Source organism: Corynebacterium nasorum, assembly GCF_022347325.1.
Classification (GTDB): domain Bacteria; phylum Actinomycetota; class Actinomycetes; order Mycobacteriales; family Mycobacteriaceae; genus Corynebacterium; species Corynebacterium kefirresidentii.
Window position 1 is genome coordinate 105,094 of the sequence record NZ_JAKRDU010000001.1, and the last position, 26,387, is coordinate 131,480.

Here is a 26,387-nt window from a genome sequence, read left to right on the forward strand (position 1 = left end):
TCAGCGAGCTAGTGCTGCTCCTGGCGGGCAGCGATGACCATGCGCTGGCACACGGTGAAGATGGAGCCAACGGCAAGGATCCACAGCGCTACCTCGATAGCATGCGGAACGCCAAGGCCCTCAAGGCCAATGCCGCCCAAGCCCAAGATAAGCCGCTCAGGGCGCTCGATGAGGCCGCCGACCATCTTGAACCCAGACGCCTCTCCCCTAGCCTTGATATAGGAAATGACCTGGGAACATACCAAGGTGACAAAGCAAGCGATGACCGTAATGCGGGAAGAATCCGCGGAATAAATCAGCCACCACGCAATAGCGCTAAACAAGGCACCATCGGTGATTCGATCGCAGGAAGCATCCAAGGTCGCGCCAAAGGCGGTGGCTTTGCCAGTCAGACGCGCCATGGTGCCGTCGAGCATGTCAAAGGCGGCAAAGAGGCCGGATAATACGGCAGCGGAAAACAGGTGACCGGTAGGAATGAGGATCACCGAAATAGCAATGGTGACAATGGTTCCCACAATAGTGACCACATTCGGGGTCAGGCCCAGCTTTAAAAAGGCCTTCGCTATAGGTTCCACCACCACGGCGGCGGGCTTTCGCCCATGCACGCTAAGCACGCGAATCCTCCTCTTCCATCTCGCGCCAACCTTCTGCCAGCACGCGGCGTGTATCCTGCAGAAGCTGCGGTAATACCTTAGTCCCATCAAGGACAGTCATAAAGTTACTATCCCCAGGCCACCTTGGCACCACATGCAGGTGCAGGTGATCTCCCACGGAGCCTCCTGAAGCGCGACCCAAGTTCAAACCTACGTTAATGGCCTCTGGGTGAGAGACGCGTTTGAGTACCCGGATAGCCTTTTGCGCAAACTCCATCAGCTCTTGAGATTCCTCTTGCGTTAGGTTCTCAAGCTGAGATTCTTTACGGTACGGCACCACCATGAGGTGTCCAGCGTTGTACGGAAAGAGGTTTAGCAATGCATAAACGCTCTTGCCGCGGGCGATGATGAGCCCGTCTTCGTCGCTACCCTGCGGGGCGGCAACGAAGGGGTCCTCAGAGCGCTTGGCTATATAAGCCATGCGATAAGGTGCCCACAGCCGTTCTAGACGGTCCGGGTCGCCCGCGCCTGAGTCAACGAAGGTCCCCTCCACCGCTCCATTGTCGAACGCGGCGGAGCTTTCGGTCTCGCGCGTCTTTTTAGCGTCGGGCACTGATGAGCTCTTCAGTCGGCTGCTCGTTATTGCGTTCTGCGACCCACGCAGTGATGAGTTCCACAGCCTCATTCACCGGCACACCGTTGACCTGGGTGCCATCTAGGAAGCGGAAGGACACGGCGCCGGCTTCCACATCGCGGGCACCGGCGACCAGCATGAATGGGACCTTTCCGGTGGTGCGATTGCGAATCTTTTTCTGCATGCGGTCATCGGAGGTATCCACATCGGCGCGGATTCCCTTCTGGCGCAGCTGTGTGGCAACTTCTTCAAGGTGCGGGGAGAATTCATCTGCCACCGGGATACCCACCACCTGGTGCGGCGCCAGCCAAGCCGGGAATGCGCCAGCGTAGTGCTCCAGTAGCACACCAAAGAAACGTTCAATGGAGCCAAAGAGCGCACGGTGAATCATGATCGGGCGCTTCTTTGTTCCGTCCGAAGCGGTGTACTCCAGCTCGAAACGCTCGGGCAAGTTGAAGTCCAATTGCACGGTAGACATCTGCCAGGTACGGCCAATGGCATCGCGGGCCTGGACAGAAATCTTTGGACCGTAGAACGCGGCGCCGGCTGGGTCCGGTACCAGCTCCAAGCCAGACTTTTCCGCGACCGACTGCAAGATGGAAGTCGAGCGCTCCCAAATCTCGTCGGAACCGACGAACTTATTCGGATCCTTGGTGGAAAGCTCCAGGTAGAAATCAGACAGGCCATAGTCCTTCAGCAAGGAGATGATGAAGTCTAGGACCTTGGTGAGTTCTTCTTCCAGCTGTTCTTCGGTGCAGTAAATGTGCGCGTCGTCCTGGGTAAAGCCGCGGGCACGGGTCAGACCGTGGACCACGCCGGACTTTTCGTAGCGGTAGACGGTGCCGAACTCAAATAGGCGCAGCGGTAACTCGCGGTAGGAACGTCCACGGGATGCAAAAATCAGGTTGTGCATCGGGCAGTTCATGGGCTTGGCGTAGTAGTCCTGCGGCTCCTTGACGGTATTGCCTTCTTCGTCATACTCGCCATCGAGCTGCATTGGCGGGAACATGCCATCGGCGTAGAAGTCCAGGTGGCCCGACTTCTTGAAGAGATCACCCTTGGTGATATGCGGAGTGTTGACAAAGGAATAGCCGGCCTGGACGTGGCGGTTGCGAGAGTGGTTTTCCATCTCCATGCGCACGGTGGCACCATTCGGGTGGAATACCGGGAAACCGGAGCCAATCTCATCTGGGAAGGAGAAGAGGTCTAGCTCTTGGCCCAAGCGGCGATGGTCGCGCTTTTCAGCCTCTTCCACCATGGTCTGGTAGGCCTCCAGGGCCTCCTTGGACTCAAAAGCGGTGCCGTAAATGCGCTGCAGGCCAGCCTTAGACTGATCTCCGCGCCAGTATGCAGCAGAAGAGCGGGTTAGCGTAAAGGCCGGGATGTACTTGGTGGTTGGAACGTGCGGTCCGCGGCAGAGGTCGAACCACTCTACTTCCCCGGTGCGCGGGTTGATGTTGTCATAGTGGGTCAGATCGCCAGAACCAACCTCGGCGGCCTCATCGGAGTCAGGGTCAACGTTGCCCTTGTCCTGGACCAGCTCGAGCTTGAAGGGTTCTCCGGCAAGCGCCTGCTCCGCTTCTGCAGCGGATTCGTAAACGTGGCGCTCAAAACGCTGGCCTCCCTTAATGATCTTCTTCATGCGCTTTTCAATCGCCTTGAGATCTTCCGGGGTGAAAGGCTCCGCGGTTTGAAAATCGAAGTAGAAGCCATTTTCAATGGCCGGGCCGATGCCCAGCTTGGTGCCGGGGAATTCGGCCTGCACGGCCTGCGCCATAACGTGGCCGCAGGAGTGGCGGATTACCGCGCGACCGTCTTCCTCGCAGGCGGCTACCGGGGTGAAGGTGGATTCCGTGTCGGGGGTGTGCGACAAATCAAAGAGAGTGCCGTCTTCACCGCGAACGACTACGACAGCCTCAGGGCCCTTATTGGGAAGATTGAGCTCTCGCATTGCTGCGCCCACGGCCTGGCCGGCGGGCACGGTGAAGGAATCGTAATTGACCGGTACTGCGGGAATGAGTTCCGCCATAATCGCGCTCCTTTATGCGCTCGTGCGTCGGCGGCATACCTGGCCGCGTCCGCTATTTAAATTTACGGATAGCTATTCTACAACCCTGCATACTCGCAAAGCGATTTCGCCCACCAAGATTCACGCCCATCCGCGTCGAGGGTGCCCGGCGGGCAGAAATACATAGCGGAGCCGATATGGGTCAGCCACTCATTCATCAGGTCAGATTTATCCAAACGGGCCTGGATAGGCTCGAATTGCTTGGTGGGATCCTGCTGATAGCAGATGAAAACCTGGCCGATATTGGAAAGCTGCCCATCCTTGCCATCGGGGGCCAGCTCATAGTTATACGGCCGGCGTAGGATGCGTTGCTCCGGATGATCAGCAGGTGGCGCGGCCACGGCCATGTGCGAGTTTTTATCAATCACCGGCAAGCCGTAGTCATCTACCGCATCGAAATCTGCAGCATCAAATTCTTCTTCACCGGTAAGCGGGGCGCCGGTGTCAAGCTTACGGCCCACCGCATTTTCACGGGAGGAGCGATCCAGCTTCTCCCACGTATCCACGTTCATGCGAATACGACGCACCACCATGGCCGTTCCCCCTTGCGCCCACTTCGGCCCTTCATCGATCCACACTTGGGCTGCAAAATCTTCCTCGCTGCGCGGGTTAACGGTGCCGTCCTTTTGCCCGAACATATTGCGCGCAGTAGCGCTCTTTTCGTGGCTGCCATAGGCATGAATAAATCCCTGCTGCAGCCACTTCACACTGGCATAGTGCTCACCGGCTCGCACCATGTGGCGCAGTGCATAAGTATTCATCAACGGGTCATCGCAACAAATCTGAAGGACAATATCGCTTTGTCCCCATTGTCGTTGCAGCTCATCACGCTTAAAGGAACGCACATCTCCCAACCAGTGTGGTTTCTCCACGCCGAGCAGGGAGAATACCTTCTGGCCTAGACCGCAGGTGATGGTCAAGTTGGCGGGCTGTTGCACCATTTCCGGTTCCAGGGTGCCCAGCGGCGGCTCCCCCGTACACAGCGCGCGGGCGTCCTCGGTCCACAGCTTCATGAGGTTGGCAAACTCTCGCTTGTCGACGCCCCTTTTAAAGTCAAACCCCACCAGATTCAGGTGAGCCTGCTCTGCGGTAGCAATGCCCGCCTGATGCTCGCCGTCAAAAGCCACGAGGGCGTCGGCAAGCGCAGGCTGTTCCTGTGCCCCAGCATCCGGGGAAGAGCCCTGGTTATTGCAGCCTGCCAACGCGAAGGCGCTGGTCGATACCGCAGCGCCAGTGAGAAATCCCCTTCTGCTGAACCCAGACATGGTTAGTGGTCGTGGCCTTCCTTATTGTGGGACATATCTCCGTGCTCCATGTGGGACATATCGTGGCCTTCCATATCGCCGTAGTCCTCATCCCCGGAAGGCATGCTACGCGTTTGGATCTCGCCCAGATCGAGCTCTTCGCCGCCTTCTAGCTTCACCTTAAGGTCAAGGGATTCGCCGGGAGCGATGTGGTTTCCCATTTCCATGAGCATGAAGTGGTCACCGCCTGGTGCAAGTTCGTGGGACTCGCCGGCCTTGACCACCAACGGCCTCGACATTTCCTGCATCTTGCCATCGACGGTCTCATGGATCTGGTTCACCTTGGCATTAAGACTGGTGGAAAAACCGGTGATAGCGATGTCCTTATCGGTGTGGTTCACCAAGGTGCCAAAAATAGCAGTCATGTCTTTATCTTCGTTGGCACGCACGACCGCGTCTTCGAAGGTCAGGTCCTCGGCTGCGGCGGGGGAGGACTTCTCCGCAGCGCTGGAGGTGGCATCAGCCTTCGACTCGGTGGAGTCATTTTGGTTCTGCGGGGAGCAACCCGCCAGGGCAAGGCCGGCCACAATCAACCCCACAAGGGCAATGCTAGAAATCTTGGACATTATTTTTCACCTTCCGAATCAATGCGACGAGACTTGCCAATAAATAGGGCAACTACTGTGGCAATTGCCAAAACCCCGCCCACGCCCAAAATGATTTTCAGCGACATCGGCAGCCCCTCGGTTGCTTCCTGGTCTGTCGCGTCAGACTCGCCAGCCTCGGGGTTTTCGGCCCCGTCACCTTTAACGGAAAATTCCACACCACCGCGAGTAGCGTGTCCATCCGAAGACGTGATTTGGAAACCCACCTGGTAGTTGCCCGGCCCAGGGTTAACCCCCTCAGGAGTCTCAATTGTGAGGTCTCGTTCATGGAGCTGCGGTTCCTGGCTAAAGAGCTTCTCACCGGTATCGGCGTTGGTTACGGCAAAGGTGTTGAAGTCCTCTTTGGGGATGCCAGAAAACTCAAGGGTGATTTCCTTAGGGAACTCATCGAGTTGATCGCCGTCTTTGACCGAACCGCCAATAACGGAGTCGTGCGCGAATGCGGCAGGCATCGACCCGCCCAAGACCAGTGCGGCTGTGCCCACTGCTGCGGCTGTGCGGCGCAGCCAAGGTACGCGGTAGCCCATAGATAGCTCCTTTGTGATGTTGGAAAAGCACAAGTTGAATTGTCAGACATACTAGCCCCGCGACTTGCCATAGCGGCAATCACAAAAAGCAGCGCGTCGAGTCATATGTCGGCTTGAACTGGGCTCGAGTTCCGCTTCCTTAATAAAAAGAGGTATTTATCACTATTTAAGCCAAGTTGACTCAATTCCAGCGGACCTAGCCTTAGGACCTCTCCCCCTGCCGGGCATTAAAAAACGGACCAGAAACCATCAGAGCAAAAATAACCAGGGCGACGCCAACACCGATGAGCGTCAAAGGCCACGCCCCGCTGCCACTGCCTCCAGCCGCATCTGCCGCAGTAAGGCCCATAAAGAAAAGCACAGTCCCCGAAACAAAAGACGCGAAGCCGCAGGCTCCAACCAATAGCGGTACCACTAGTGCGCGTGACATCTTTCCTCCTCCGCTTTGGGTTATGACTCTTCAAAGGCAAGCGTATCACACAGCACACGGAAGGAGACAAGAAAAAAGCCGCCCCGTCTCTGGGGCGGCTACATGGAGCGGATGACGAGACTCGAACTCGCGACCCTCACCTTGGCAAGGTGATGCGCTACCAACTGCGCTACATCCGCACAACAAACCGGAGTTTGCTACAGAGCCTAAAAAGAGACTCTCGTGCGCGATACTGGGATTGAACCAGTGACCTCTTCCGTGTCAGGGAAGCGCTCTCCCACTGAGCTAATCGCGCTTAATGCCCGAAGGCATTAAGAAGTTGAGGTGGAAACGGGAATCGAACCCGTGTGCACGGTTTTGCAGACCGTTGCCTCACCACTCGGCCATTCCACCGTGGCGATACCGCCTCACACAATACAGTGCTGGAGCGGATGACGAGACTCGAACTCGCGACCCTCACCTTGGCAAGGTGATGCGCTACCAACTGCGCTACATCCGCATGCGAAACCAGGCCCGGTTTCTAGGACAAAGTCCTTGTGCGCGATACTGGGATTGAACCAGTGACCTCTTCCGTGTCAGGGAAGCGCTCTCCCACTGAGCTAATCGCGCGCTATTCACTTAGAATCACTCTTCACAGGTAGCCCTTTGAAAAGCGTGGAGCGGATGACGAGACTCGAACTCGCGACCCTCACCTTGGCAAGGTGATGCGCTACCAACTGCGCTACATCCGCATTGCGCCGCAAACTTTTATTCCGTTGCGGTGCGAGAAGAAACATTATCGTGCTCCGCGCCAGTTTCCAAATCCCCAGCCCAGCGCCTTGCTTTTAACCGCCGATATTCCACGTTTGTACGTTCCCAAATCACACCGGTGTGATTCTTGTGGACCGCAGGCGCCCAGCCGCCTCCCGCTCATGAGTAGCCCTACGCAGCCAATTAGGTATTTGAATTTCAAGCGGTGTACATTTAGCCACCGCACGGTCCTATAGCTCAGTGGGAGAGCGTTCCGTTCACACCGGAAAGGTCACTGGTTCAATCCCAGTTAGGACCACCACTTCCCCGCCCAGCGCTCCTCTTCACAAGGAGCCTGGGCGGGTTACTTTGTGTGCCGGTAAAGTGTTCCGTCGTGTTGTGGATCCTTTTAGGCGTTATCGCTGGGCTCGTTTTGCCCGTACAGACCCTGGTTAATACGCGCTTGCGCTTGTCAACAGGCACGCCCTCTTCTTCTTCGCTTATCTCTTTCGCCGTGGGCACGGTGACCTTGCTCGTTATCGCCACCGCTGTCACCGGCGGTGAATTCGGCCTTTCCCGCACAGCTGGCCAACCACTGTGGATATGGTTCGGCGGTTTGCTCGGCGTAGTTGCGCTTACTGGGAATATTCTCCTATTTCCCCACTTGGGTGCCGTCCAGACCGTAGTTCTTCCCATCGCCGGTCAGATCATCATGGGGCTCGTCATCGATCACCTTGGGCTCTTTGACTCCCCTATATCCCCGCTGACCGTGGTTCGCATGCTAGGGGCTCTCATCGTCCTAGGCGGAGTAATCGCCATCGTCGCCGGCCCCGGCGCGCCCACGAAGCGTGAGGACAGTGCCACAGCGCTGTGGATGTGGCGCTTAGCGGGGTTTGTTTTTGGCTGTTTTACTGCAAGCCAATCCGCGATCAATGGTCACCTGGGCCAGATTACTGGCTCACCTGTTAGCGCGGCTTTAGTTTCTTTTAGCGTCGGGGTATCTGCCCTTGCCATTGTGAATATTGTTCTACGCTGGCGACCTCGCATTGAGCGCCCCGAGGGGAAGAACAATCCCTGGTGGATGTGGGTTGGTGGCGTCCTGGGTGCGTTGTTTGTTTTTGGCAACGCGGCTTTGGTACCACAACTGGGCACGGGGCTTACCGTGGTCGCGGCTCTGCTCGGCTCCATGCTGGGGTCCCTACTCATTGATCGCTTGCGTGGCGCCCGCGTAACGCTGCGCCAGGTAGCCGGCATTGCAGTGATACTGGTCGGCGTGATTCTCATCCGTCTGGTGTAGCCCGTCTTGCTGAGGTTATGGCGCTGTTATTGCCATGCTGGGCACTCGCCGCTCTGGCTACACTGGGATGACATGGATATCTCTTCGCTTTTGGGTCCTGATTCCCGCGGCACATTCACCATCCGTACGAATATGGTCAGCACATTGACCGGATCGGCGACGATGAACCATGTCTCAGAAGACATGGGAAATGACACCGATGGACAAGTTTTTGCAGCTCTACGGGACTGGGCAGACGTGGTGTTGGTGGGCGCGCAAACGGTGCGCGCAGAAGATTACTCCGGCGTTGTTCCTAGCACCGATGGCTCGCGCCCAGCTCCTATTGCAGTGCCTTCTCGCAGCCTTGATTTCGATATCGACTCGGACTTTTTTACAGACTTTACTACCCCACCTGTCATCTTGGCCCCACACAGCAGCTGGGAGGATGAAGACATCGTTACCCGAATCGAGGCTATTGAAAGCACGGGGGCGGAGGTCTGCGATGCCGGTGAAGGAAGCGTGCGCGACTACATATCCGTCCTGAAGGATCGCGGGTTCAAGCGCGTGCTATGTGAAGGCGGACCAGGAATGATTGGGCAATTAGTGGACGCCGATGCGATTGACCAGATGTATTTGACCCTGGATCCGCATCTGTCTACCGGCGTAGAGACTCCGATGGCTACTTTTAAGGGCGAGCATTCCCACCGGCGCATGCAGTTGGAAAATGTCGCGGCCGATACGGATGGCACGGTGTTTCTGCGGTATTCCCGCACCCGCGAGGACGTAGACTAAGGCGCCGTGAATTCCCGAATCAGTGTTGCCGCTTGGCCCGTGGCCGTATTGCTCGTTGTGCACCGCGTATTCATCATTGCGCGCAACGGCACGCCAACGGATGATTTCACCACCGTGTATAACGCGGTGGCGCGCATGTCCAGCAGCCAGCCGGTCTACGAGCAGGCCTATAACCACGTTGACCCGCTGTATCTGTATACCCCGGGAGCCACGCTGCTGCTTGCGCCATTAGGGCACCTAGACTTCTCACTTGCGCGAGGACTATTCATCGTGGCGAATGCGGCCGCGATCATCGCGGCACTGGCGGTGCTTACCCTTATAGTGGACCGCAAGCTCACCTCGCCCGTGTGGCCGGTATCTATTGCGCTGGCGTTTGTCACGGAGTCAGTGACCAATACGCTTGCCTTTACCAATATCAACGGCGTTCTCTTGCTGTGTCTGGCCGTGTTTTTGTGGGCCTTTTTGCGGGCCGAGCGCACCCCGTGGTTGGGCTGGGTGGCAGGCGTGGTCATTGGCCTTGCCATCGTCATTAAGCCGCAGTTTGCGCCGCTGCTCTTCCTGCCCTTGGTAAAGCTCCAGTGGCGCAGTCTCGCCGAGGGCATCGGAGTTCCGGTGATTCTCAATCTACTGGCGTGGCCGGTGGTGCCGGGCGCCAGCGGCTTTTTCGAAAAGCTGCTGCCCTATCTTTCGGAAACTCGTGACTATGCCAATTCTTCCTGGGCGGGTTTCCACGCCTACGTTAATTTTGGCGCCGGGTTGTATTGGACCGTGTGGCTGATTTTTGCCGGTCTTACGGCCGCAGCGATTCTCGGGCTTTTACGCTGGCGCAACTCCGACCCAACCTTGTGGGCACTGACCACTAGCGGGGCGATAATGGTGGGAATTTTCTTCCTGTCTTCCCTAGGCCAGCAGTACTATTCCATGTGGCTTTTCCCGCTGATGTTTACCGTTGTGCTCCCGCGCTCTGTATTTCATTCCGCAGGAGCGTGGTTGGCCGCATTTCTCTTTTTGGCTCCGATCTCGTGGGCGTCTGCATCGCACCCGGATGCTGGGCGGTGGATGAATTTTTTCACGGCCACGGCAGGATGGGCGCTGCTTATCGTCGCAATTTTCGCTACGGTCGCTGGCTGGTGGCGTGCCGCGCGCAGAGCGGTTTAGACTCGGCTCATGACCGATTTCAAGCTCATTGCTGATACCGAATGGCGCCAGCGTTTAAGCCCCGAGGAATACTATGTTCTGCGTGAGGCAGGTACGGAGCCGCCCCATGTAGGCGAGTACACCAATACTACTACCGAGGGTGTCTATTCTTGCCGCGCGTGTGGAGCGGAGCTTTTCCGTTCCACGGAAAAGTTTGAGTCCCATTGTGGCTGGCCGTCTTTCTTCTCCCCGCTTGCCGGAGACAAGATCATCGAGCGAGAAGATAACTCGCTAGGCATGCGCCGAGTAGAGGTCTTGTGTGCCAACTGCGAATCGCACCTAGGCCACGTCTTTGAGGGCGAGGGCTACGACACCCCTACTGACCTTCGCTATTGCATTAACTCCATTTGCCTTGACCTGGAGGAAAAACCGGTAGAAGGTGGCACCGCTTAAAGGGCCCCGACACAACTTACGCCCCGTCAGCAGCCTGGCTGCCAGGCTAGTGAAGGGGCGCAGCCCGGGACGTCGCCAAGCAGGGCTTTTGCTGGGCGACGCTTCTTTTAGGGCAGTACTGCAATAAGTTCTGCTACGTCCTTGACGCGACGGCCGGTGTGGAAAGGAATTTCCTCGCGCACGTGGTGACGGGCTTCGGTATAGCGCATCAGGTACATCAGGTCGACGATACGGTGGAGCTCATCCGCCTCAAAGGCCAGAATCCACTCGTAGTCACCCAACGCAAAAGCCGGTACGGTATTAGCTCGCACATCAGGATAATCACGCGCTTGCATGCCGTGCTCCATAAGGATGCGGCGGCGCTTTTCCTCGTCCATGGTGTACCAGTCATAGGAGCGCACGAAGGGATAGACCGAGATCCACTCCTTTGGCTCCTCGCCCATGATGAAAGACGGCAGGTGCGACTTATTAAACTCCGCTGGACGGTGCAAAGCGTTGCCTACCCAGGTCACTTCGCTAACCTGGCCCAAGGTGGTCTCGCGGCGAAAGTCCCCAAAGACCTTCTGCAGGTCAGAGAATTCCTCGGCGTGCCACCAGATCATAAAATCAGCAGAATCGCGCATAGCCGTGAGGTCATAGATACCGCGCACCGTCACTTTGCCAGCCTCTTCAACGTCGGCGAAGAACTTCTGCGCTTGGGCGATGATTTCCGCTCGCTCGGTGCCGAGCGCCCCCGGGATCACCTTAAAAACTGCGTGCTGGGAATATTGCTGAACCGCATTGAGTTCCTTGTAGTCTAGCTTCGCCATTGCGTTCTCCTTTGCCAAAGCCTCTGGGTAATCGGACATATCCATCATAAGTTGGTTACGAAACCTTGTCACTTCCCCCGCCGCGGGGATGCCGACACGCTCTCGCATCGGCGCGCCTCCCCCAGCTAGAGGCTGTGAAACTATAGCTTGAACGTCGTGAGCAATTCCGAATCGACCACCCCACGCAGCGCCGAGGCTTCCGCCCCCACTCCTTTGCACAGGCAGGCGGAAAGCCACGAACCAGCTACCCCCGCCGCATTCACCCAAGCAGTGGAGTCAATGCACGCGGCCGACCTGCGCCCCGAGATAACCCTGGGCTCCATTCGCCCACCGCAGCGCCTTGCGCCGTTTAGCCACGCTATCGGCCTCGAGGTGGGAGGCGAAGACAACCCAGACATCGTGCCCACTGATGCGGAAGGCGATGCATTTGGCCGCCTTATCTTGCTCCACGATCCGGGTGCTGAGGAAGCCTGGGAGGGCGCTATGCGCCTTGTGGCGTATATTCAGGCCGATATGGATGATGCCGTAGCAGGAGATCCGCTCTTGCCCGATGTGGCTTGGCAGTGGCTCAATGAAGGCCTAGAAGAGGAAGGTGCCGACCACACCAACTTGGGTGGCACCGTCACCTCTACCGCGTCCGTTCGATTTGGGGAGATTGGTGGCCCACCGCGCGCCTATCAAATCGAAATGCGTGCTTCGTGGACCGCTGAAGGCCTCGATCTGGCGCCTCACGTGCAGGCTTTTGCAAAGGTATTGGCTAACGTTGCCGGCCTCCCTCCTGAGGGCGTTACCAAGCTCGGCCACTAGAATGCCAGAATTGCGCAGCCGGCCGGTAGAGGGCATCCCGGCGGTCCTTGCTACCCGGGATGAATTCACCGCTGCCGCCGCACGCCTAGCTGCAGGTACGGGCCCGTTTGCCATCGATACTGAACGCGCCTCTGGTTATCGCTACGATGACCGCGCCTTCGTAGTTCAAATTCGCCGCTGCGGCGCAGGCACCATGCTTTTTGCCCCTGAAGGCCATCGCGCGGAGCTCACCGCTGCCCTCGCCCCAGTACTCAACGGGGCGGAATGGATAATTCATGCCGCGCATTCGGATTTGCCCTGCCTAGGGTGGCTTGGGCTATTCCCCGGCTCCATCTTTGATACCGAGCTAGCGGCGCGGCTCGCTGGTTTCGACCGCCCGAATCTGGGCACAATGGTTGCAGAGCTTTTTGATATCGAATTAGAAAAAGGCTACGGCGACGCTGACTGGTCAACCCCGCAGCTCAGCGAGGAACTCAAGGCCTATGCCGCACTAGATGTGGAGCTGCTCCTCGAGCTAGCCGATTCACTACGCGATATCTTGGCCGAACAAGACAAAATGGATTGGGCGCTAGAGGAATTTTCCTCCATTGTCCGCGAGCATGCCGGTGATACTCACCCGCAGCCACCTACTTGGCGCGACCTAAAGGGAGTCTCCAACCTGCGCAACGGCAGCCAGCTTGCCGCCGCTCGTGCGCTATGGCTCAAACGGGACGCAATAGCTCGGCGCACCGATACTGCACCCGGCCGGGTTTTAGCGAATAAGACGCTGGTAGAAATTGCGCGCGCTCTCCCCACCTCTGGCAGCGATTTGGCCCGCATCAAGGGTTTTCCCCGCCGGCGCAAGGGGGCCACCGCCCGCTGGATGGCGGTGCTAAACCAGGCGCGCGCCATTCCCCCGCACCAGCGGCCTCGCGTGCACCGTACCCCGCATCCGGTCCCTTCCAAGACCATCTGGACCAAGGACTACCCTGATCTCTGGGAGATATATCAAACTATTCGCGCCGACATCGCGGAACTAGGCGATGATCTTGGAATGTCCTCCGAGCTTATTATCCGCCCCGCCACCGTGCGCGCCGCAGTATGGGCGAAGGTAGGGGTACGTGCTGATAAACGCCACCGCGGACCTGATTCTGTTGCCGGTTCCATCCGCCAGCCAGACGACGTCGCTGCGTTTCTCCGCGCGGAAGGCGCGCGCGAATGGCAAATAGAATTGACCGCCCCGCTTATCGTGGACGGTCTTTTCTAGAAGATATTTATCAGGACAGGCCTAGCCTTCATTTCCCAGCTCATTGGCATCAGCAGTGAAGTTTTCTACCCACTCGCTAATCGAGGCCGCCATAAGTTCAGGGGTAAGCCCGAATTCCTCTAGGACCTCGCCGCGCGAGCCGTGCTTAGGGAAGTATCCCGGAACGCCAAGTCGGCGCACAGGGGTATTTACCTCGGCTGCGCTGAGGGCTTCAGAAATCATGGAGCCAATACCGCCGCGTACAAGGCCGTCTTCTGCCGTAACCACCAGATCGTGGTCAGCGGCGAGTGCCACAATAGAACTTGGAACCGGCACAACCCAACGCGGGTCAACGACGGTTACGTTAACGCCTTGCTCTCCGAGCAGCTTCGCTGCCTCGATGCTGCGCGCGGACATGGCACCGATAGAGACGATAAGCACCTCTGGGGTGTCCTCGCCAGCGTCGGCTTCGCCGTAGTGGAGGATGTCGACGCCATCCCCCAAGGTTTCTACCGCATCCATATCCGGCAGCAGGTTGCCTTTAGGGAAACGAACTACGGAGGGGCCGGATTCGATTTCTAGCGACTCCCGTAAGAGCTCCCGCAGGCGCGCGCCATCGCGCGGGGCGGCAATGTGTATGCCCGGTACGATGCTCATCAGCGCCATATCCCACACACCATTGTGCGATGCTCCATCGGAACCGGTAACCCCGGACCGGTCGAGCACGATGGTTACTGGCAGCTTCAGCAGCGCAATATCCATAATGACCTGATCCACGGCTCGATTTAAAAAGGTGGAATATACCGCCACGACCGGGTGCATACCCCCGAGCGCAAGACCAGAGGCGGAGGTCATCGCGTGCTGCTCTGCGATTCCCACGTCAAAGAAGCGTTCAGGAAAGCGCTCTTGGAACGGCGTGAGCCCAGTCGGCCCTGCCATGGCAGCGGTAATGGCCACAATGTCCTCGCGTTTTTCAGCAGCGGCTACAAGCTCTTCTGAAAAAGCTGCGGTCCAGCCAGGCTGCTTAGTTCCTTTTGCCACACCGGTGACCGGATCAATAGCACCGGTTGAGTGCATCTGATCCTTTGGCTCATTGACGGCTGGGGCAAACCCATGGCCCTTTTCAGTAACCACATGCACAATGATGGGTCCGTCATAATCGCGGGCATAGGTCAGGGCATGCACCAAGCTATCGATATCGTGCCCGTTAATGGGACCGATGTACTTCATGCCTAGTTCCGGGAACATCTCGGTTGGCAAGACCGTAGACTTGACGCCTTCTTTCATGGCATGCAGGGCATCGAAGGCCCGCTCGCCTACCCAACCCATTTGTTTCAGGCGGCGCTTGCCCTGCTCCATAAGTTCGTCATAGCCGTGCTGAGAGCGGATACGACCAAGATTTTCCGAGAGGCCACCGATGGTGGGCGAATAGCTGCGGCCATTGTCATTGACCACAATCACCGCATTGCGGTCCTTGTCCTCGGAGATATTGTTGAGTGCCTCCCAGCACATACCGCCGGTCAGGGCGCCATCACCAACGACGCCGATAACGTTGCGGTGACCATCGCCGCGGATTTTAAAGGCCTTTGACAAGCCATCCACCGTAGACAGCGAGGCCGAAGCGTGCGAGGACTCGGTCCAGTCATGCTCGGACTCGCCGCGGTCCGTGTACCCCGAAAGACCATCTTTTTGCCGCAAGGTATCGAATTGATCGGTGCGACCGGTAAGCATTTTATGCACATAAGACTGGTGCGAGGTATCAAAAATAATGGGCTCGCGCGGGGAATCAAATACGCGGTGCAACGCTATGGTCAGTTCCACCACGCCCAAGTTGGGACCCAAATGTCCGCCTGTGACGGAAACCTTATCAATGAGACGCTGCCGAATCTCTGCCGCAAGCTCTTCAAGCTTGTCTGCGGACAGTGCCTTGAGATCCTGCGGCGAGTTAATGGTATCCAAGATAGTCATGGAGCGGCCTTCAACTCCTTCTGTGCTTAGTTCTTCTTTTCTACCGTACCCGCGGCGGGCGGTGAATATTATATTCCGGCTAGGGCGCGGCACCGTACCCGGCCGCGCTTGGGCACCTATGCGGCGCATTAGGCAGGGGTAATGAGCGCAATCGTTTCGAAGTGATGCGTTCCGGGAAACGCGTTAATGAGCGCCATTTTTTCAATCCCGTACCCGTGTTCGTCCCAGTAATGCAGATCGCGAGCAAAGGTGGCTGGGTCACATCCCACGTGCACGACCGCTTGGGGTGCAGCGGCCGCCACGGAACGAATCACGTCTTTGCCTGCGCCGGTGCGTGGGGGATCGAGGACTACAGCGCCTGGTTTAGGTAACTGCGCAGCAACCTGCTCCACCTTCGCGGATTTTAGTTCCACATCGCAGTCCGCCAGGCAGGGCTGCTCCGCTGCCGTTGCCGCTGGCGAATAATCCACGGAGATGACCTTGCCCTGCACGGCTGCTGCCAGTGCTGGAACGAAAAGCCCAACGCCGCCATAAAGATCCCAGGCGGTACGTTCCTGGTACTCACGTTGACCGAGCCACTCAGTTACCAGCTGGGTATACGCTGCCGGCGCCTGACTATGGGCTTGCCAAAAGGCAGTGGCGGGGAAGCTAAACGTCCTACTACCCACATGTTCTTGCACTTGGCCGCTGCCTTCTACCACCTCACGGATGGTCTCTACGCGGCGTCCGCGCGGGGCTTTGCGGGTTTCTACTACATGGCGGTCTCCCGCGCCATCGACAACAGCAATGACCTCTGCACCTGGGGTAAAACGACGTGCGCCTTCTCCGACGAGGCCGTCTGCCAATCCCGGAGCCAGCTGCGTACAGGCGGCTGCCGTAACGAGCTCATTGGACCGACGCTCACGGGTTCCAGCACGCCCTTGCTTGTCGACGCCCCACCGAACCCGAGTGCGCCAGCCCCTCACCGGCTCTAGGGTGTGTTGTTCAATGTCTAGGCCCGCACTGGTTTTAACGCCAGTGCGGCGCAGCTGCTCCGCTAAGATTTCTGCCTTAATCCCAGTTTCGGCCGCAGGATCTAGCTCTGCAAAATCGCAGCAGCCTGCCCCTTGTTCCGCAGCTGGGCACGACGATGGCACGCGCAGCGCACCCGGGGTCACTACACTGTCCAGGTCCGCCTTAATGAACGACTTCTTGACTCGGCCGGCCTTAGCCTTAACGACGTCTCCTGGAAATGCGCGTGGAACAAATACAACTCGCCCATCAGGCGCCTGGCCGATTCCTTCCCCGCCGTGTGCCATGCGGTCAATTCTCACCTCAAGAATATCGCCCCGGCTAATCGTAGGTTCAGTCATTTTCTACCTCGGCCTCTTGTAGTGGTTCTGGTTGTGCCTGCGTACGCTCACCCGCGCCTGTAGCTTCCTCCACAGCTGTGTCCGCGCGCCGCACCATCCACACGGTAAGCGCCGTTACCAGAAGGGTCAGGGGCCATCCCATTAGGATTCTGGTCACTCCCAATGCTGTAGTTGCATCGGCATCATAGATGGCGCGCTGGACAATAAAACGGGCGAGAAAGATTACCGCCCACCCACCGGTAGCTATGGCATAGGCCCGGCGCGCTGGGGTAATCTTCTGCCACTGCATTTCCTCGCCGTTAATCCCCTTCCAGATAACGCCCACCGCGGGCCACCGGAATAGGATCGAGAGTACGGCGGCAATGCATAGCGCCAACGACATCCAGATACCGTACAAGAAATACCCTTTGGCATCACCGGTAAACCAGGCGATTGCCGCACACAGAGCGACGCCCAAAAGCCCCGATATGGCTGGCTGAAGGGTCTCTTTGCGAAGCACCCTCCAGATAGCGATAGCAACGGCTACACCAAGCGCCGCTGCGAGGGCTGGGCCCAGCCCAAAAAAGTTATTGACTGGAATCAGCACAAGGACCGGCAAGGTAGCGGAAACGAGCCCGGATAGCCCACCCATTTGTTCCAATAGGGTGGGTTCGGCTTGAGACTCATTAGCGTCAAGGTTCTTTGCGTCCTGGGAGGACTGCGGCGAGGAAGAATGTGTCACGTGGTTTACTGCTTTGCCTAGTCTTTGGAAGTAGGTGCAGAACCCTCATCGGGGTCCTGCGGGGACGATCCATTCTCCCCCTCCTGTGGGGTGCCGCCCAAATCGCGCAAGTGCTGTTCCGCCTCTGCTTCTGCTGCAGGGTCTGGACCGCCAACGCCGTTTTCTGGGTGGTTCTGGGCATTAGCGGCTGCCTGCTGCTCCTGCTGGCGCTGGTCCATGGCCTGCTTGACTTGCTCTACGAGCTGCTCGGGCATGATGACCGGCAAAGCGTTTCCGGCCAAGATGGGGTCTTCTCCACGGTAGACAAAGGTGCGCGCGGCTACCTCGCGGGCCATTTCTGCCAGGTCAGCTTCCATTCCTGCCGGTGCCGCCAGCGTCATGCGCAGCATCCACCGTGGGCCATCTGCACCGATGACGCGAACCTGGCCATTGTCGTTTTTACCCACGACCTCAGCACCCCACGGGCCTGGCTCGGTAGTAACGGTGAGACCGTCGCGGCTCATGCCTTCCCTGATCTCCTCGACGGATTCTGCCCACTGGCCCGGCTTGCGTGGGGCGGCAAAGGCTACGGGGGTAATTCGGCCCACCTTGGTTACGATGTGCAGCATTCGCGGGCCTTGCTCGCCCATTTCTACTTGTACCTGGGACTCCTTTGGCAGTGGGATGCGCAGAGAGCCCAAATCTAAAATGCCGATGGAAAAGTCGCTGAAATCGAAAGTTTCGATATCTACGGAGTCACCATCAAAGGGGCCGGTCTGACCGTTGATAGCGTCATGGGCAAATTCGCGTGGTTCATTGCCAGAAGCTACCGCAGCATCGGCTGCGGTATCTTCTACCGGAGCATCGGCTGCGGTATCTTCTACCGGAGCATATGATTCCTGGGCATCTTTATCCACGGACTCGGGGCCCGCCGGCTTTTCGCCCTTTGCTGCAGGCTGTGCCTGCTCCTTCTTCGCATCCTCGTTCTTCTTGCCAAAGGGCCAGATTCCCATGGTTGCTACATCCTTTCTAGAAGTTTCGTTAAGTCTCTATTGCTTTAGCTACACGCCGGTAGAGCCATAGCCACCGGCTCCCCGGTCCGTGTCCTCCAATTCTTCGACCTCAGCAAATCCCACTAGCTCAACGCGCTGGACCACGAGCTGAGCGATACGCATTCCGCGTTCGATTTCGATAGGGGTATGCCGGTCATGGTTGATAAGGCAGACTTTGATTTCCCCGCGGTAGTCAGCATCCACTGTCCCCGGAGTATTAACTACCGAAAGCCCTTGTTTTGCAGCCAACCCGGACCGTGGATGAATCAAACCGACTGTTCCTAGTGGCAGCGCAATTGCAATCCCGGTGCCTACAAGGGCGCGCTCGCCGGGTTGCAACGTAAGTGCTTCTGCTGCGTAGAGGTCCGCACCGGCGTCGCCGCGATGGGCGCGTTTCGGCAGCGGAAGCTCCTTGTCTAGACGCTTGACTTTAATATCGCCGAAAGGGCTTTCTGGCTGAGAATATGGAAACGAGTCAGTCACCTGGCCAATCCTACCTGCCTTAGCAGGTTCATTCTGTGGTGCGTGTGGACTAGACTAGCTAGACGTGTCTGATACATCTGCTTCTTCCGCAACTCCGGCACCGTCGAGCTCCGCTTCTGCACAGGGCACGATGGCCCCTCAGGTGCTCTACCGCGAACGCCAATGGGTGCCTTGGTACTTTTGGCTTTTTGCCGCCGGCATCGTGGCACTTACTTCTGCTACCGCCGGGCTAAACCGCTCCATGTGGTGGACCATTATTCCTGCAATACTCCTTGGCGCCATCGCCGTGTGGGTACTTATTACGTGGTCCAATACGGTCATCGTGGTAGAGCGTGACCCAGACGGAACGCGTTGGCTCTCAGTCAAAGACGCCCAACTACCCAACGACGTGGTCTCGCGGTCTATCACGGTTCCCAAATCTGCACGGCGTAATGCGCTAGGCCCGCAATTCGATCCCGCGGCGTTCTTGGTCTCCCACGCTTGGGTGGATGAGCACGCCATGATGGTGCTCAATGATCCTGAGGACGATACCCCTTATTGGCTCATCGCTTCGAAGGACCCAGAAGCTTTACTCCATGCCTTCCTGCCGGAACAGCACTAAATTTTAAAGATTTTGTAGGCATCCTCGAACCGGCAGATTCGAGGCGGCCACAACACCAAACCCCGCACTCGGCTTTAAGCAAGTTGCCGTGTGCGGGGTTTCTTTACTGCTGCGATTTTTCCTTTAAGCACAGTCCTTACAGATAGGCTGGCCATCCTCATCGTGGGAATAGCGCTTATTGGACTGCACTAGGAAACAAGAGCCGCAAGTAAACTCGTCTTCTTGGCGGGGAACTACCTCAACATTGAGCTCCTCACCGGTAAGGTCAACTGTTGGCGGCTGGAACGATTCGACGATTTCTCCGTCATCGTCCATGCCGTTGTTGTCGCTTTCAGCGGCTTTGAGCCCCTCTAGGGAGTCAGTTTCGGGTTCATCTTCCGCGCGCCGGCGCGGTGCGTCATAATCGGTGGCCATAATGCACGCCCCTAATGGTCAAATTGCTTTAAGGAATGGGTAATTATCGATCGCGCATAGTAAAGCACAAATGGCTAGATGTCATCTCACCGGCCGTTAGCGTGGAAAACTATTACCCCCGCAACGCGCCTGTGGCGTTGTGTGCTGCCAAAAGTTCCTCAAAGGCGGGGGCCAAATCTGCCCCCGCGGCCCAGGTAAGTTCGCCGTGAGCGGACCCCTTCTCAAAGCCTGGATGGTGCACCACCGCGCCTGCTTCGCGGGCAATAACTGCCCCGGCGGCAAAATCCCAAGCATTGATGCCGTGCTCAAAGTAGGCATCAACCGTGCCCTCAGCTACGCGGCATAAATCCAGCGCGGCAGCACCGATGCGGCGAATATCTCGTACCTGGGGCAAGAGCTTGGTGAGCAGCTCGGCTTGCGCTGCTCTCCGTTGGGCATCGTATCCGAAGCCAGTGGCTACCAGTGCCAACGCGGGATTTTTGGTGTGGGCGCACTGCAATGGGTGCACCTTCCCGTCCGGGCCGGTGACCGTGGCGCCTTGACCGGCCGCGGCTGCATAAGTGCGCCCGCGGGCCACGTTGACCACCGCGCCAGCTACCAGGCGCCCCTGATATTCCGCACCGATAGAAACTGCAAAATCCGGCACCCCGTAGAGGAAATTTACGGTGCCATCAATCGGATCCACTATCCAGGTAACACCGCTGGTGGATTCCACATTGGCGCCTTCTTCCCCAAAGATTCCATCCCCTGGGCGTTGGGTACGAATGGTGGTGGCAATGAATTCCTCTGTGGCGGTGTCGACCTCAGTTACCGGATCCACATCACTGGACTTGGTGCTGGTATGCGCCGCGATGCCATCACCGGCGACAAGCTCTGCGCGCCGGGCGGCAATTAGTTCGGCCGCTCGCGTGGCGGTAGAGACGGCAAAATCCCGCAATTGGAGAAAATCGATGTGCTCAGTCATGCCAACTATTGTGCCTTCTTCTACACTGTCGGGCATGACTACTCTTTCTGGACATTCTTTTGGCGTCGATGTCGGCGGTTCGGGCATTAAGGGCGCAGAGGTGGACCTTGCCACCGGCGAATTCGTGGGCGAGCGTATGAAAATCGCCACGCCGCAGCCATCGACTCCGCACGATGTTGCCAAGGTGGTAGCCCAGATCATCCAGGAAAAGCAGTGGGAAGGCCCAGTAGGCATTACCCTGCCTTCCGTTGTCCGCAACCAAGAGGTAGAAACGGCAGCGAATATTTCCAAGGAATGGATTGGCATTAATGCTACAGAGCTATTCGCTGATTACTTGGATGCGGATTTTGCCGTGCTTAACGACGCCGACGCGGCGGGACTAGCCGAGGTTGCCTACGGAGAGGACATCGCCAAGCAGGGCTCCGTAATCTTTTTGACTCTGGGGACCGGCATTGGTTCGGCCTTCTTCTTGAATGGTCAGCTCTTTCCCAATACCGAGCTAGGGCACATGCTGGTGGGCGATGATGAAGCCGAAAGGATTGCATCTTCGGCCGTCAAGGACCGCGAAGGGCTCAAGTACAAGCACTGGGCTAAGCGGTTAAATAAGGTCCTTGCGGAGTATGAAAAGCTTTTTAACCCGCAGGCTTTCCTCATTGGGGGTGGTATCTCGCGCAAGTTTGAAAAGTGGGGCCCGCACCTTGACATTGCCACCCCCGTCAGGCCTGCACAATTGCGCAATCGTGCAGGGATTGTTGGTGCCGCAATGGCGGCGGTAGAGGGCTTGAAACCATAAAATTTATGCACTGCTGGTGACCCTATCCACCGGCAGAGTAGAAAGATCCTCTATACTGGGCGGTCGATCCTAAGTTAAATAGCTCTAAGGCGTGTCTGGCCTGCATAAGGCCACAGCGCGTTAACATCACAGTGATGGACGAGCGCCCAGCTAGGGCGCACTGAGCTGTTTTAATCAAGAAGTAAGTCGAAAGGGCGTACGTGGCAGCCACTGAATCTTCAGACCAGGCACTCGGCGAGGGCGAAAACGCCGCCGGGGCATCTACTCCTGCAAAGAAGACCGCCAAGAAGACGGCAAAGAAAACCGCGAAGAAGACGGCAAAAAAGACGGCCAAGAAGACCGCTAAGAAAACAGCCAAAAAGACTGCGAAAAAGACCGCTAAGAAGTCGGCCAAGAAGACCACTAAAAAGTCTGCTAAGAAGGCCACGAAGAAGACGGTCCGCAAGTCCGCGGCGAAGAAGCAGGAATCCCCCGCTGAGTCCGAAAAGCAAGCACAGCCGGAGGTAGAAGAAGAGCTCGACGAGGACGAGCACGACGAAGACGTCGACTTCGATCCCACCAATGCGGACATCGAGGAAGATGATGACTTCGCAGGCGGTGAAGATCTCGAGGACGAGGACCTCGAAGAGGACTTGGACGAAGACGATGAGGACGATGACGAAGAAGAGGACTCCTCCTCCGTCTGGGACGAGGAAGAATCCGCTGCACTGCGTCAGGCACGCAAGGATGCGCAGCTGACTGCCTCTGCTGACTCCGTTCGTGCCTACCTCAAGCAGATTGGTAAGGTGGCCCTGCTCAACGCCGAGCAAGAGGTTTCCTTGGCCAAGCGCATCGAGGCTGGTCTTTACGCACAGCACCGCATGGATGAGATGGAAAAGGCCCGCGCCGAAGGCGATAAGGCCGCTAAGCTCTCCCCCATGGAAAAGCGCGACCTGCGCAGCATCGCCCGCGATGGCCGCAAGGCCAAAAACCACCTACTGGAGGCCAACCTGCGTCTGGTGGTTTCCTTAGCCAAGCGCTACACCGGCCGTGGCATGGCTTTCTTGGACCTCATTCAGGAAGGCAACTTGGGCCTTATCCGCGCCGTGGAGAAGTTCGACTACACCAAGGGCTACAAGTTCTCCACCTACGCCACGTGGTGGATCCGCCAGGCGATTACCCGCGCCATGGCGGACCAGGCTCGTACCATCCGCATCCCGGTTCACATGGTGGAAGTCATCAACAAGCTGGGCCGCATCCAGCGCGAACTCTTGCAGGACTTGGGCCGCGAGCCTACCCCGCAGGAGCTCGCGAAGGAGATGGATATCACCGAGGAAAAGGTGCTCGAAATCCAGCAGTACGCCCGCGAGCCCATTTCCTTGGATCAGACCATCGGTGACGAAGGCGATTCCCAGTTGGGTGACTTCATCGAGGACTCCGAGGCCGTCATTGCGGTCGACGCCGTATCCTTCACCTTGCTGCAGGATCAGCTCCAAGACGTGCTGACTACCCTGTCCGAGCGCGAAGCCGGCGTGGTTCGCCTCCGCTTTGGCTTGACCGACGGCATGCCGCGCACTTTAGACGAGATTGGCCAAGTCTACGGAGTGACCCGCGAGCGTATCCGCCAAATCGAGTCCAAGACGATGTCGAAGCTGCGCCACCCGTCGCGCTCGCAGGTCCTGCGTGACTACTTGGACTAGTTGCATGTAGCCCTTGCGAAAAAGGGAGAGCGGCGAGGAGATTACGTATCCTTCGCCGCTTTTGATCTAAGCTCCTACAGGATGGACTGTAGAAGATCCGCCGAAAGCACGACAACTGTTACCGCGCTTATAGGAACCTGCGGGATTCCCTCTACGGCGAGCATCGAAGGCGAACACAACTTCTCTCGTGAGATCTTCCCCGTCTACGCCGACGCGGAATTCGTGAAGTAAGAGCCGGCCTTGGGCCGGCTCCATAAGCATCCGCATGAGGCGCGTAGTAGGAACTTGCCGGTGTTGCCATACCGATTCGCTGGATTTGGTTGGTTCAGGGTTTTGCGCTTTCACGGGAACTTAGCTGCGTTCCACCTCAACCGCTATCCAACCAGTCAGGGCACGAAACCACCACGGGCGGGCCATTTACCCCTCATATCATGGCACCCGTGGAAGTACTCTTGACTTACTCGTCGAGTCCCTGAGCGATACCGTCAGCAATCTGGTCGACAAGGGCAGAGTCACCAGCTTCTCCGCTGACGGTGACTGACGCGCCATGAGGCGCGCCGAGAGACATCAGCATCATTGCTGAATCTGCTTCAGCGTCCTCACCATCGTAAGTAATGACGATGTCACCGTCTGCCGTCGCCGCCATTTCAGCGACTTTTGAAGCGGGCCGGGCATGCAGGCCCGCTGCGTCCGCAACAGTGACGGTTCGCTTATATGACTCTCCCGTTTCTGATGTTGCACTCGCAGTGCTTTCGTCAGTTGTCGCCGAGCGGGAAGAATTCGATGCGACAAAGATATCAATGGCCTGTGCTGCTGCCGTGGCTACGGCGGCAAGGTCATCTCCTTGTTGCGCAGACGTAGCCGCGGCAATGGCGGCCTCCACCAACGGTGCATCAACGAAAGTCACCGGATCATCTTCTAGGAACTCCAGTACAGACTCCACTGTCATCGTGGCTGAGCCTAAGTCAGTGAGAACAACCACACCGAGCTCCTGACTTAGGAGGTCGTTGATGGCAGATTCGATGAGGTCATACGAGGTTCCAATTCCCCCGTCTTCGAGTCCACCAGCTGTGCGGATGGTGACGTCCGAGGCCATCTGGGCTGCGAGTTCCGCGAGACCTTCGACAAGTTTGGCCGAATGAGAAACGAGTACGAGGCCAACGTGTGGTTGTGGCATCGTCTAAGCCTCCTCTGCTTTGTTGTTGCCGCTGTCTTCAGCCACTGCGCTCGAGGCTGCGTCGGCAGCCGCTGCTAGAAAGAGCGCGGTGGACGCCGCACCTGGGTCCTTGTGCCCTACGGATCGCTCTCCCAGATAGGAGGCACGTCCCTTCGTCGCCACCATTGAGATGGTAGCCTCGGCGCCTTCGGCTGCGGCTTCGGCAGCCGCGCGCAGAACCTCAGCTGGGCTGCGTCCGGCATTTGCTGCTTCACGGGCAGCACGGGCAGCAGGAGCCCAAGCATCAACCATCGTCTTCTCCCCCTCCGTGGCCTTGCCTCGCGAGGTGATTCCTTCAGCGGCGGCTTCGATAACTGCAGCCGCTGTAGAGGCATCGAGATCACCAGAGCCGGCTGCCTTAGCAGCACGTAAGAACGCGGTGCCCAACAGAGGCCCGGAGGCACCACCAACAGTGGACATCAGAGTTTTGGCGGTGAGCTTGAGCACGTCCACAACGGTCGAGCCGTCTTCAGTGGTTCCGGCAGCAACCTTGTCCACCACGGCACGGAAACCGCGGTCGACGTTTTCACCATGGTCGCTGTCACCAATCACACGGTCTAGCTCGATGAGCTCATCACGATGGTCATGGGCGGCTGCAGCACAGTTCTTCATCCAGTCCTGTGCCCAAACAGTTGAAAGGTTAGTCATGATTACATTCCTTTGCGTAGAGCGGCGGTGTGGCAGGGGGCGTCGAACAGCGCAATATCTTGATCATCAGCGCGCATCACGGTGACAGAACAACCCTCCATATCCAAGCTAGTAACGAAGTCACCCACGAGTGATCTCTCGATGGTCACGCCCGCGTCCTTGAGACGTTGAGCCACACGGCGGTAGACCACATAGAGTTCCGAAGCAGGCGTAGCTCCCATGCCGTTCACCACAACGATGGTGCGCTCGCCTTCACTCAGTTTAAGGTCCGCCAGGATGGGATCCAGCAGGTGATCCGTTACGTCGTCAGCAGAAACAATCGGGATTTCTTTCCGGCCGGGTTCACCGTGAATACCGACGCCCAACTCGACCTCGTCCTCCCCCAAATCAAAGGAGGGCTTTCCCACATGGGGCACGGTGCACGCAGACAATGCTGCCCCCATAGTGGCAGTGTTCTCCACTACTTTCTTTGCGACAGCAGTAACGGCAGCAAGGTCATCGCCTCGCTCGGCGGCCGCGCCCGCCAGCTTCTCCACGAGAAGGGTTCCAGCCACGCCGCGGCGGCCAGCGGTATACGTTGAGTCCTCAACGGCGACATCGTCATCTACGATGACCTGGCTGACCTCAATGTCATCAAACTCGGCGAGTTCAGCCGCCGTATCGAAGTTGAGGACGTCCCCCGTGTAGTTCTTAACAATGTAAAGCACGCCCGCGCCGGCATTGACGGCGTTGGTTGCTGCTTGAATCGCATCCGGCGTCGGTGAGGTAAACATCGCACCGGGAACAGCAGCGTCGAGCATGCCATGGCCAACGAATCCCGCGTGGAGCGGCTCGTGTCCCGAACCGCCGCCAGAAACGACGGCGACCTTGCCGCTCTCCTTTTTCTCTTTGCGGCTTACGAATAGAGGGTCAGTTGCACGCGTGACGATGTCTTTGTGTGCCTGCGCGAATCCTTCAACAGATTCAGCAACAACGTTTTCCGGCGAGTTGATGAGCTTCTTCATCATCCATCTCCTTGGATCTTCTTAAGCCAAAGGCCTACGGGCAGGATGATATCGAGCTTACTCTTCCTAAAAACATTTACACCGTTCACATTTTCAGACGCACGTTCGGCGCACCTCCGCTGAG

Annotated in this window: 27 protein-coding genes and 7 tRNA genes; 10 read left to right on the top strand and 24 right to left on the bottom strand. The window is 57.7% G+C overall.

Translation table 11 applies throughout. The features are described from left to right. Positions 1-8: 8 nt before the first annotated feature. The 13 genes from pgsA to MHK05_RS00540 form a co-directional block, all read right to left on the bottom strand. Positions 9-614, bottom strand: coding sequence for a phosphatidylinositol phosphate synthase (gene pgsA / locus MHK05_RS00480; RefSeq protein ID WP_049360666.1), 606 nt, complete (start codon positions 612-614; stop codon positions 9-11). After that, positions 607-1,206 carry an HIT family protein gene (locus MHK05_RS00485; protein ID WP_408918441.1) on the bottom strand — a complete coding sequence of 200 codons (600 nt, stop codon included), beginning with the start codon at positions 1,204-1,206 and terminating at the stop codon, positions 607-609. The genes pgsA and MHK05_RS00485 overlap by 8 nt, the downstream gene beginning before the upstream one ends. After that, positions 1,193-3,256 carry a threonine--tRNA ligase gene (gene thrS / locus MHK05_RS00490; protein WP_239204111.1) on the bottom strand — a complete coding sequence of 688 codons (2,064 nt, stop codon included), beginning with the start codon at positions 3,254-3,256 and terminating at the stop codon, positions 1,193-1,195. Before thrS ends, MHK05_RS00485 begins: the two co-directional genes overlap by 14 nt. 77 nt (positions 3,257-3,333) lie before the next feature. Continuing rightward, the gene (locus tag MHK05_RS00495; protein WP_239204113.1) at positions 3,334-4,560 is read right to left on the bottom strand and encodes a Dyp-type peroxidase; all 1,227 of its coding nucleotides are present in this window, start codon (positions 4,558-4,560) and stop codon (positions 3,334-3,336) included. 2 nt (positions 4,561-4,562) lie between these two features. Continuing rightward, on the bottom strand, positions 4,563-5,165 hold the full coding sequence (locus MHK05_RS00500; RefSeq protein ID WP_239204115.1) for a copper chaperone PCu(A)C: 603 nt from the start codon (positions 5,163-5,165) through the stop codon (positions 4,563-4,565). Further along, a complete protein-coding gene (locus MHK05_RS00505) occupies positions 5,165-5,731 on the bottom strand; it encodes a copper resistance CopC family protein (RefSeq protein ID WP_239204117.1) in 567 nt (188 codons plus the stop codon). Before MHK05_RS00505 ends, MHK05_RS00500 begins: the two co-directional genes overlap by 1 nt. A 202-nt stretch (positions 5,732-5,933) precedes the next feature. Further along, on the bottom strand, positions 5,934-6,161 hold the full coding sequence (locus tag MHK05_RS00510; protein WP_023021418.1) for a hypothetical protein: 228 nt from the start codon (positions 6,159-6,161) through the stop codon (positions 5,934-5,936). A gap of 103 nt (positions 6,162-6,264) precedes the next feature. Further along, positions 6,265-6,340 (bottom strand) — tRNA-Gly (locus MHK05_RS00515). A gap of 44 nt (positions 6,341-6,384) precedes the next feature. Beyond that, a tRNA-Val gene (locus tag MHK05_RS00520) sits at positions 6,385-6,456 on the bottom strand. A gap of 27 nt (positions 6,457-6,483) precedes the next feature. Beyond that, positions 6,484-6,554: transfer RNA gene (locus tag MHK05_RS00525), tRNA-Cys, on the bottom strand. Positions 6,555-6,584: 30 nt separating this feature from the next. Next, positions 6,585-6,660 (bottom strand) — tRNA-Gly (locus tag MHK05_RS00530). A gap of 38 nt (positions 6,661-6,698) precedes the next feature. Next, positions 6,699-6,770, bottom strand: a tRNA-Val gene (locus MHK05_RS00535). A gap of 46 nt (positions 6,771-6,816) precedes the next feature. Then, positions 6,817-6,892 (bottom strand) — tRNA-Gly (locus MHK05_RS00540). Between the two features lie 245 nt (positions 6,893-7,137). Between MHK05_RS00540 and MHK05_RS00545 the strand changes: the two genes are divergently transcribed. The 5 genes from MHK05_RS00545 to msrB all read left to right on the top strand — a co-directional run bounded on the left by MHK05_RS00545 (position 7,138) and on the right by msrB (position 10,548). Continuing rightward, positions 7,138-7,212 (top strand) — tRNA-Val (locus MHK05_RS00545). Between the two features lie 72 nt (positions 7,213-7,284). Continuing rightward, positions 7,285-8,187: a DMT family transporter gene (locus MHK05_RS00550; RefSeq protein WP_239204119.1), complete on the top strand. Its 903-nt coding sequence runs from the start codon at positions 7,285-7,287 to the stop codon at positions 8,185-8,187. Positions 8,188-8,259: 72 nt separating this feature from the next. After that, positions 8,260-8,958, top strand: a complete 699-nt coding sequence (locus tag MHK05_RS00555; protein ID WP_239204121.1) for a pyrimidine reductase family protein — start codon at positions 8,260-8,262, stop codon at positions 8,956-8,958. A 6-nt stretch (positions 8,959-8,964) separates the two neighbouring features. Then, positions 8,965-10,116, top strand: a complete 1,152-nt coding sequence (locus tag MHK05_RS00560; RefSeq protein ID WP_239204123.1) for a glycosyltransferase family 87 protein — start codon at positions 8,965-8,967, stop codon at positions 10,114-10,116. A gap of 9 nt (positions 10,117-10,125) precedes the next feature. Further along, positions 10,126-10,548, top strand: coding sequence for a peptide-methionine (R)-S-oxide reductase MsrB (gene msrB / locus MHK05_RS00565; protein ID WP_023021414.1), 423 nt, complete (start codon positions 10,126-10,128; stop codon positions 10,546-10,548). Positions 10,549-10,655: 107 nt separating this feature from the next. Here the strand turns inward: msrB and hemQ are convergent, their stop codons facing one another. After that, positions 10,656-11,357: a hydrogen peroxide-dependent heme synthase gene (hemQ, locus tag MHK05_RS00570; protein WP_034655844.1), complete on the bottom strand. Its 702-nt coding sequence runs from the start codon at positions 11,355-11,357 to the stop codon at positions 10,656-10,658. Between the two features lie 213 nt (positions 11,358-11,570). Here hemQ and MHK05_RS00575 point away from each other — a divergent pair, with 213 nt between their 5' ends. Together MHK05_RS00575 and MHK05_RS00580 are read left to right on the top strand one after the other, a co-directional pair. After that, positions 11,571-12,164 (top strand): DUF3000 domain-containing protein, encoded by a 594-nt coding sequence (locus MHK05_RS00575; RefSeq protein WP_232212620.1) that lies wholly within the window; start codon positions 11,571-11,573, stop codon positions 12,162-12,164. Position 12,165: 1 nt separating this feature from the next. Then, positions 12,166-13,410 carry an HRDC domain-containing protein gene (locus MHK05_RS00580; protein WP_239204125.1) on the top strand — a complete coding sequence of 415 codons (1,245 nt, stop codon included), beginning with the start codon at positions 12,166-12,168 and terminating at the stop codon, positions 13,408-13,410. A 21-nt stretch (positions 13,411-13,431) separates the two neighbouring features. Here the strand turns inward: MHK05_RS00580 and dxs are convergent, their stop codons facing one another. From dxs to dut, 5 genes are all read right to left on the bottom strand, one after another. Beyond that, positions 13,432-15,357 (bottom strand): 1-deoxy-D-xylulose-5-phosphate synthase, encoded by a 1,926-nt coding sequence (gene dxs / locus MHK05_RS00585; protein WP_023021410.1) that lies wholly within the window; start codon positions 15,355-15,357, stop codon positions 13,432-13,434. A gap of 128 nt (positions 15,358-15,485) precedes the next feature. After that, positions 15,486-16,709 (bottom strand): class I SAM-dependent RNA methyltransferase, encoded by a 1,224-nt coding sequence (locus tag MHK05_RS00590; RefSeq protein ID WP_023021409.1) that lies wholly within the window; start codon positions 16,707-16,709, stop codon positions 15,486-15,488. Continuing rightward, positions 16,702-17,430 (bottom strand): DUF3159 domain-containing protein, encoded by a 729-nt coding sequence (locus MHK05_RS00595; protein ID WP_239204127.1) that lies wholly within the window; start codon positions 17,428-17,430, stop codon positions 16,702-16,704. Before MHK05_RS00595 ends, MHK05_RS00590 begins: the two co-directional genes overlap by 8 nt. 17 nt (positions 17,431-17,447) lie before the next feature. Then, positions 17,448-18,422, bottom strand: coding sequence for a DUF3710 domain-containing protein (locus MHK05_RS00600; protein ID WP_239204129.1), 975 nt, complete (start codon positions 18,420-18,422; stop codon positions 17,448-17,450). A 48-nt stretch (positions 18,423-18,470) separates the two neighbouring features. Further along, positions 18,471-18,944, bottom strand: coding sequence for a dUTP diphosphatase (gene dut, locus MHK05_RS00605; RefSeq protein ID WP_023021406.1), 474 nt, complete (start codon positions 18,942-18,944; stop codon positions 18,471-18,473). Between the two features lie 64 nt (positions 18,945-19,008). Between dut and MHK05_RS00610 the strand changes: the two genes are divergently transcribed. Next, the gene (locus MHK05_RS00610; protein ID WP_034655386.1) at positions 19,009-19,545 is read left to right on the top strand and encodes a DUF3093 domain-containing protein; all 537 of its coding nucleotides are present in this window, start codon (positions 19,009-19,011) and stop codon (positions 19,543-19,545) included. Between the two features lie 123 nt (positions 19,546-19,668). Here MHK05_RS00610 and MHK05_RS00615 read toward each other — a convergent pair whose 3' ends face one another. Then, the gene (locus MHK05_RS00615) at positions 19,669-19,959 is read right to left on the bottom strand and encodes a DUF4193 domain-containing protein (RefSeq protein WP_239204131.1); all 291 of its coding nucleotides are present in this window, start codon (positions 19,957-19,959) and stop codon (positions 19,669-19,671) included. Positions 19,960-20,071: 112 nt separating this feature from the next. After that, positions 20,072-20,959, bottom strand: coding sequence for an inositol monophosphatase family protein (locus tag MHK05_RS00620; RefSeq protein WP_239204133.1), 888 nt, complete (start codon positions 20,957-20,959; stop codon positions 20,072-20,074). Between MHK05_RS00620 and ppgK the strand changes: the two genes are divergently transcribed. Both ppgK and MHK05_RS00630 read left to right on the top strand, forming a co-directional pair. Further along, complete coding sequence (ppgK, locus tag MHK05_RS00625; RefSeq protein ID WP_239204135.1) at positions 20,958-21,716, top strand: polyphosphate--glucose phosphotransferase; 759 nt, start codon at positions 20,958-20,960, stop codon at positions 21,714-21,716. The genes MHK05_RS00620 and ppgK overlap by 2 nt on opposite strands. Positions 21,717-21,916: 200 nt before the next feature. Beyond that, the gene (locus MHK05_RS00630) at positions 21,917-23,395 is read left to right on the top strand and encodes an RNA polymerase sigma factor (RefSeq protein WP_086587550.1); all 1,479 of its coding nucleotides are present in this window, start codon (positions 21,917-21,919) and stop codon (positions 23,393-23,395) included. A gap of 457 nt (positions 23,396-23,852) precedes the next feature. Here MHK05_RS00630 and dhaM read toward each other — a convergent pair whose 3' ends face one another. The 3 genes from dhaM to dhaK are packed head-to-tail and all read right to left on the bottom strand — an operon-like array spanning position 23,853 to position 26,263. Next, on the bottom strand, positions 23,853-24,572 hold the full coding sequence (gene dhaM, locus MHK05_RS00635) for a dihydroxyacetone kinase phosphoryl donor subunit DhaM (protein WP_239204137.1): 720 nt from the start codon (positions 24,570-24,572) through the stop codon (positions 23,853-23,855). Positions 24,573-24,575: 3 nt separating this feature from the next. After that, a complete protein-coding gene (gene dhaL, locus MHK05_RS00640) occupies positions 24,576-25,259 on the bottom strand; it encodes a dihydroxyacetone kinase subunit DhaL (RefSeq protein ID WP_239204139.1) in 684 nt (227 codons plus the stop codon). 2 nt (positions 25,260-25,261) lie between these two features. After that, positions 25,262-26,263 carry a dihydroxyacetone kinase subunit DhaK gene (gene dhaK / locus MHK05_RS00645; protein ID WP_239204546.1) on the bottom strand — a complete coding sequence of 334 codons (1,002 nt, stop codon included), beginning with the start codon at positions 26,261-26,263 and terminating at the stop codon, positions 25,262-25,264. Between the last annotated feature and the right edge of the window lie 124 nt (positions 26,264-26,387).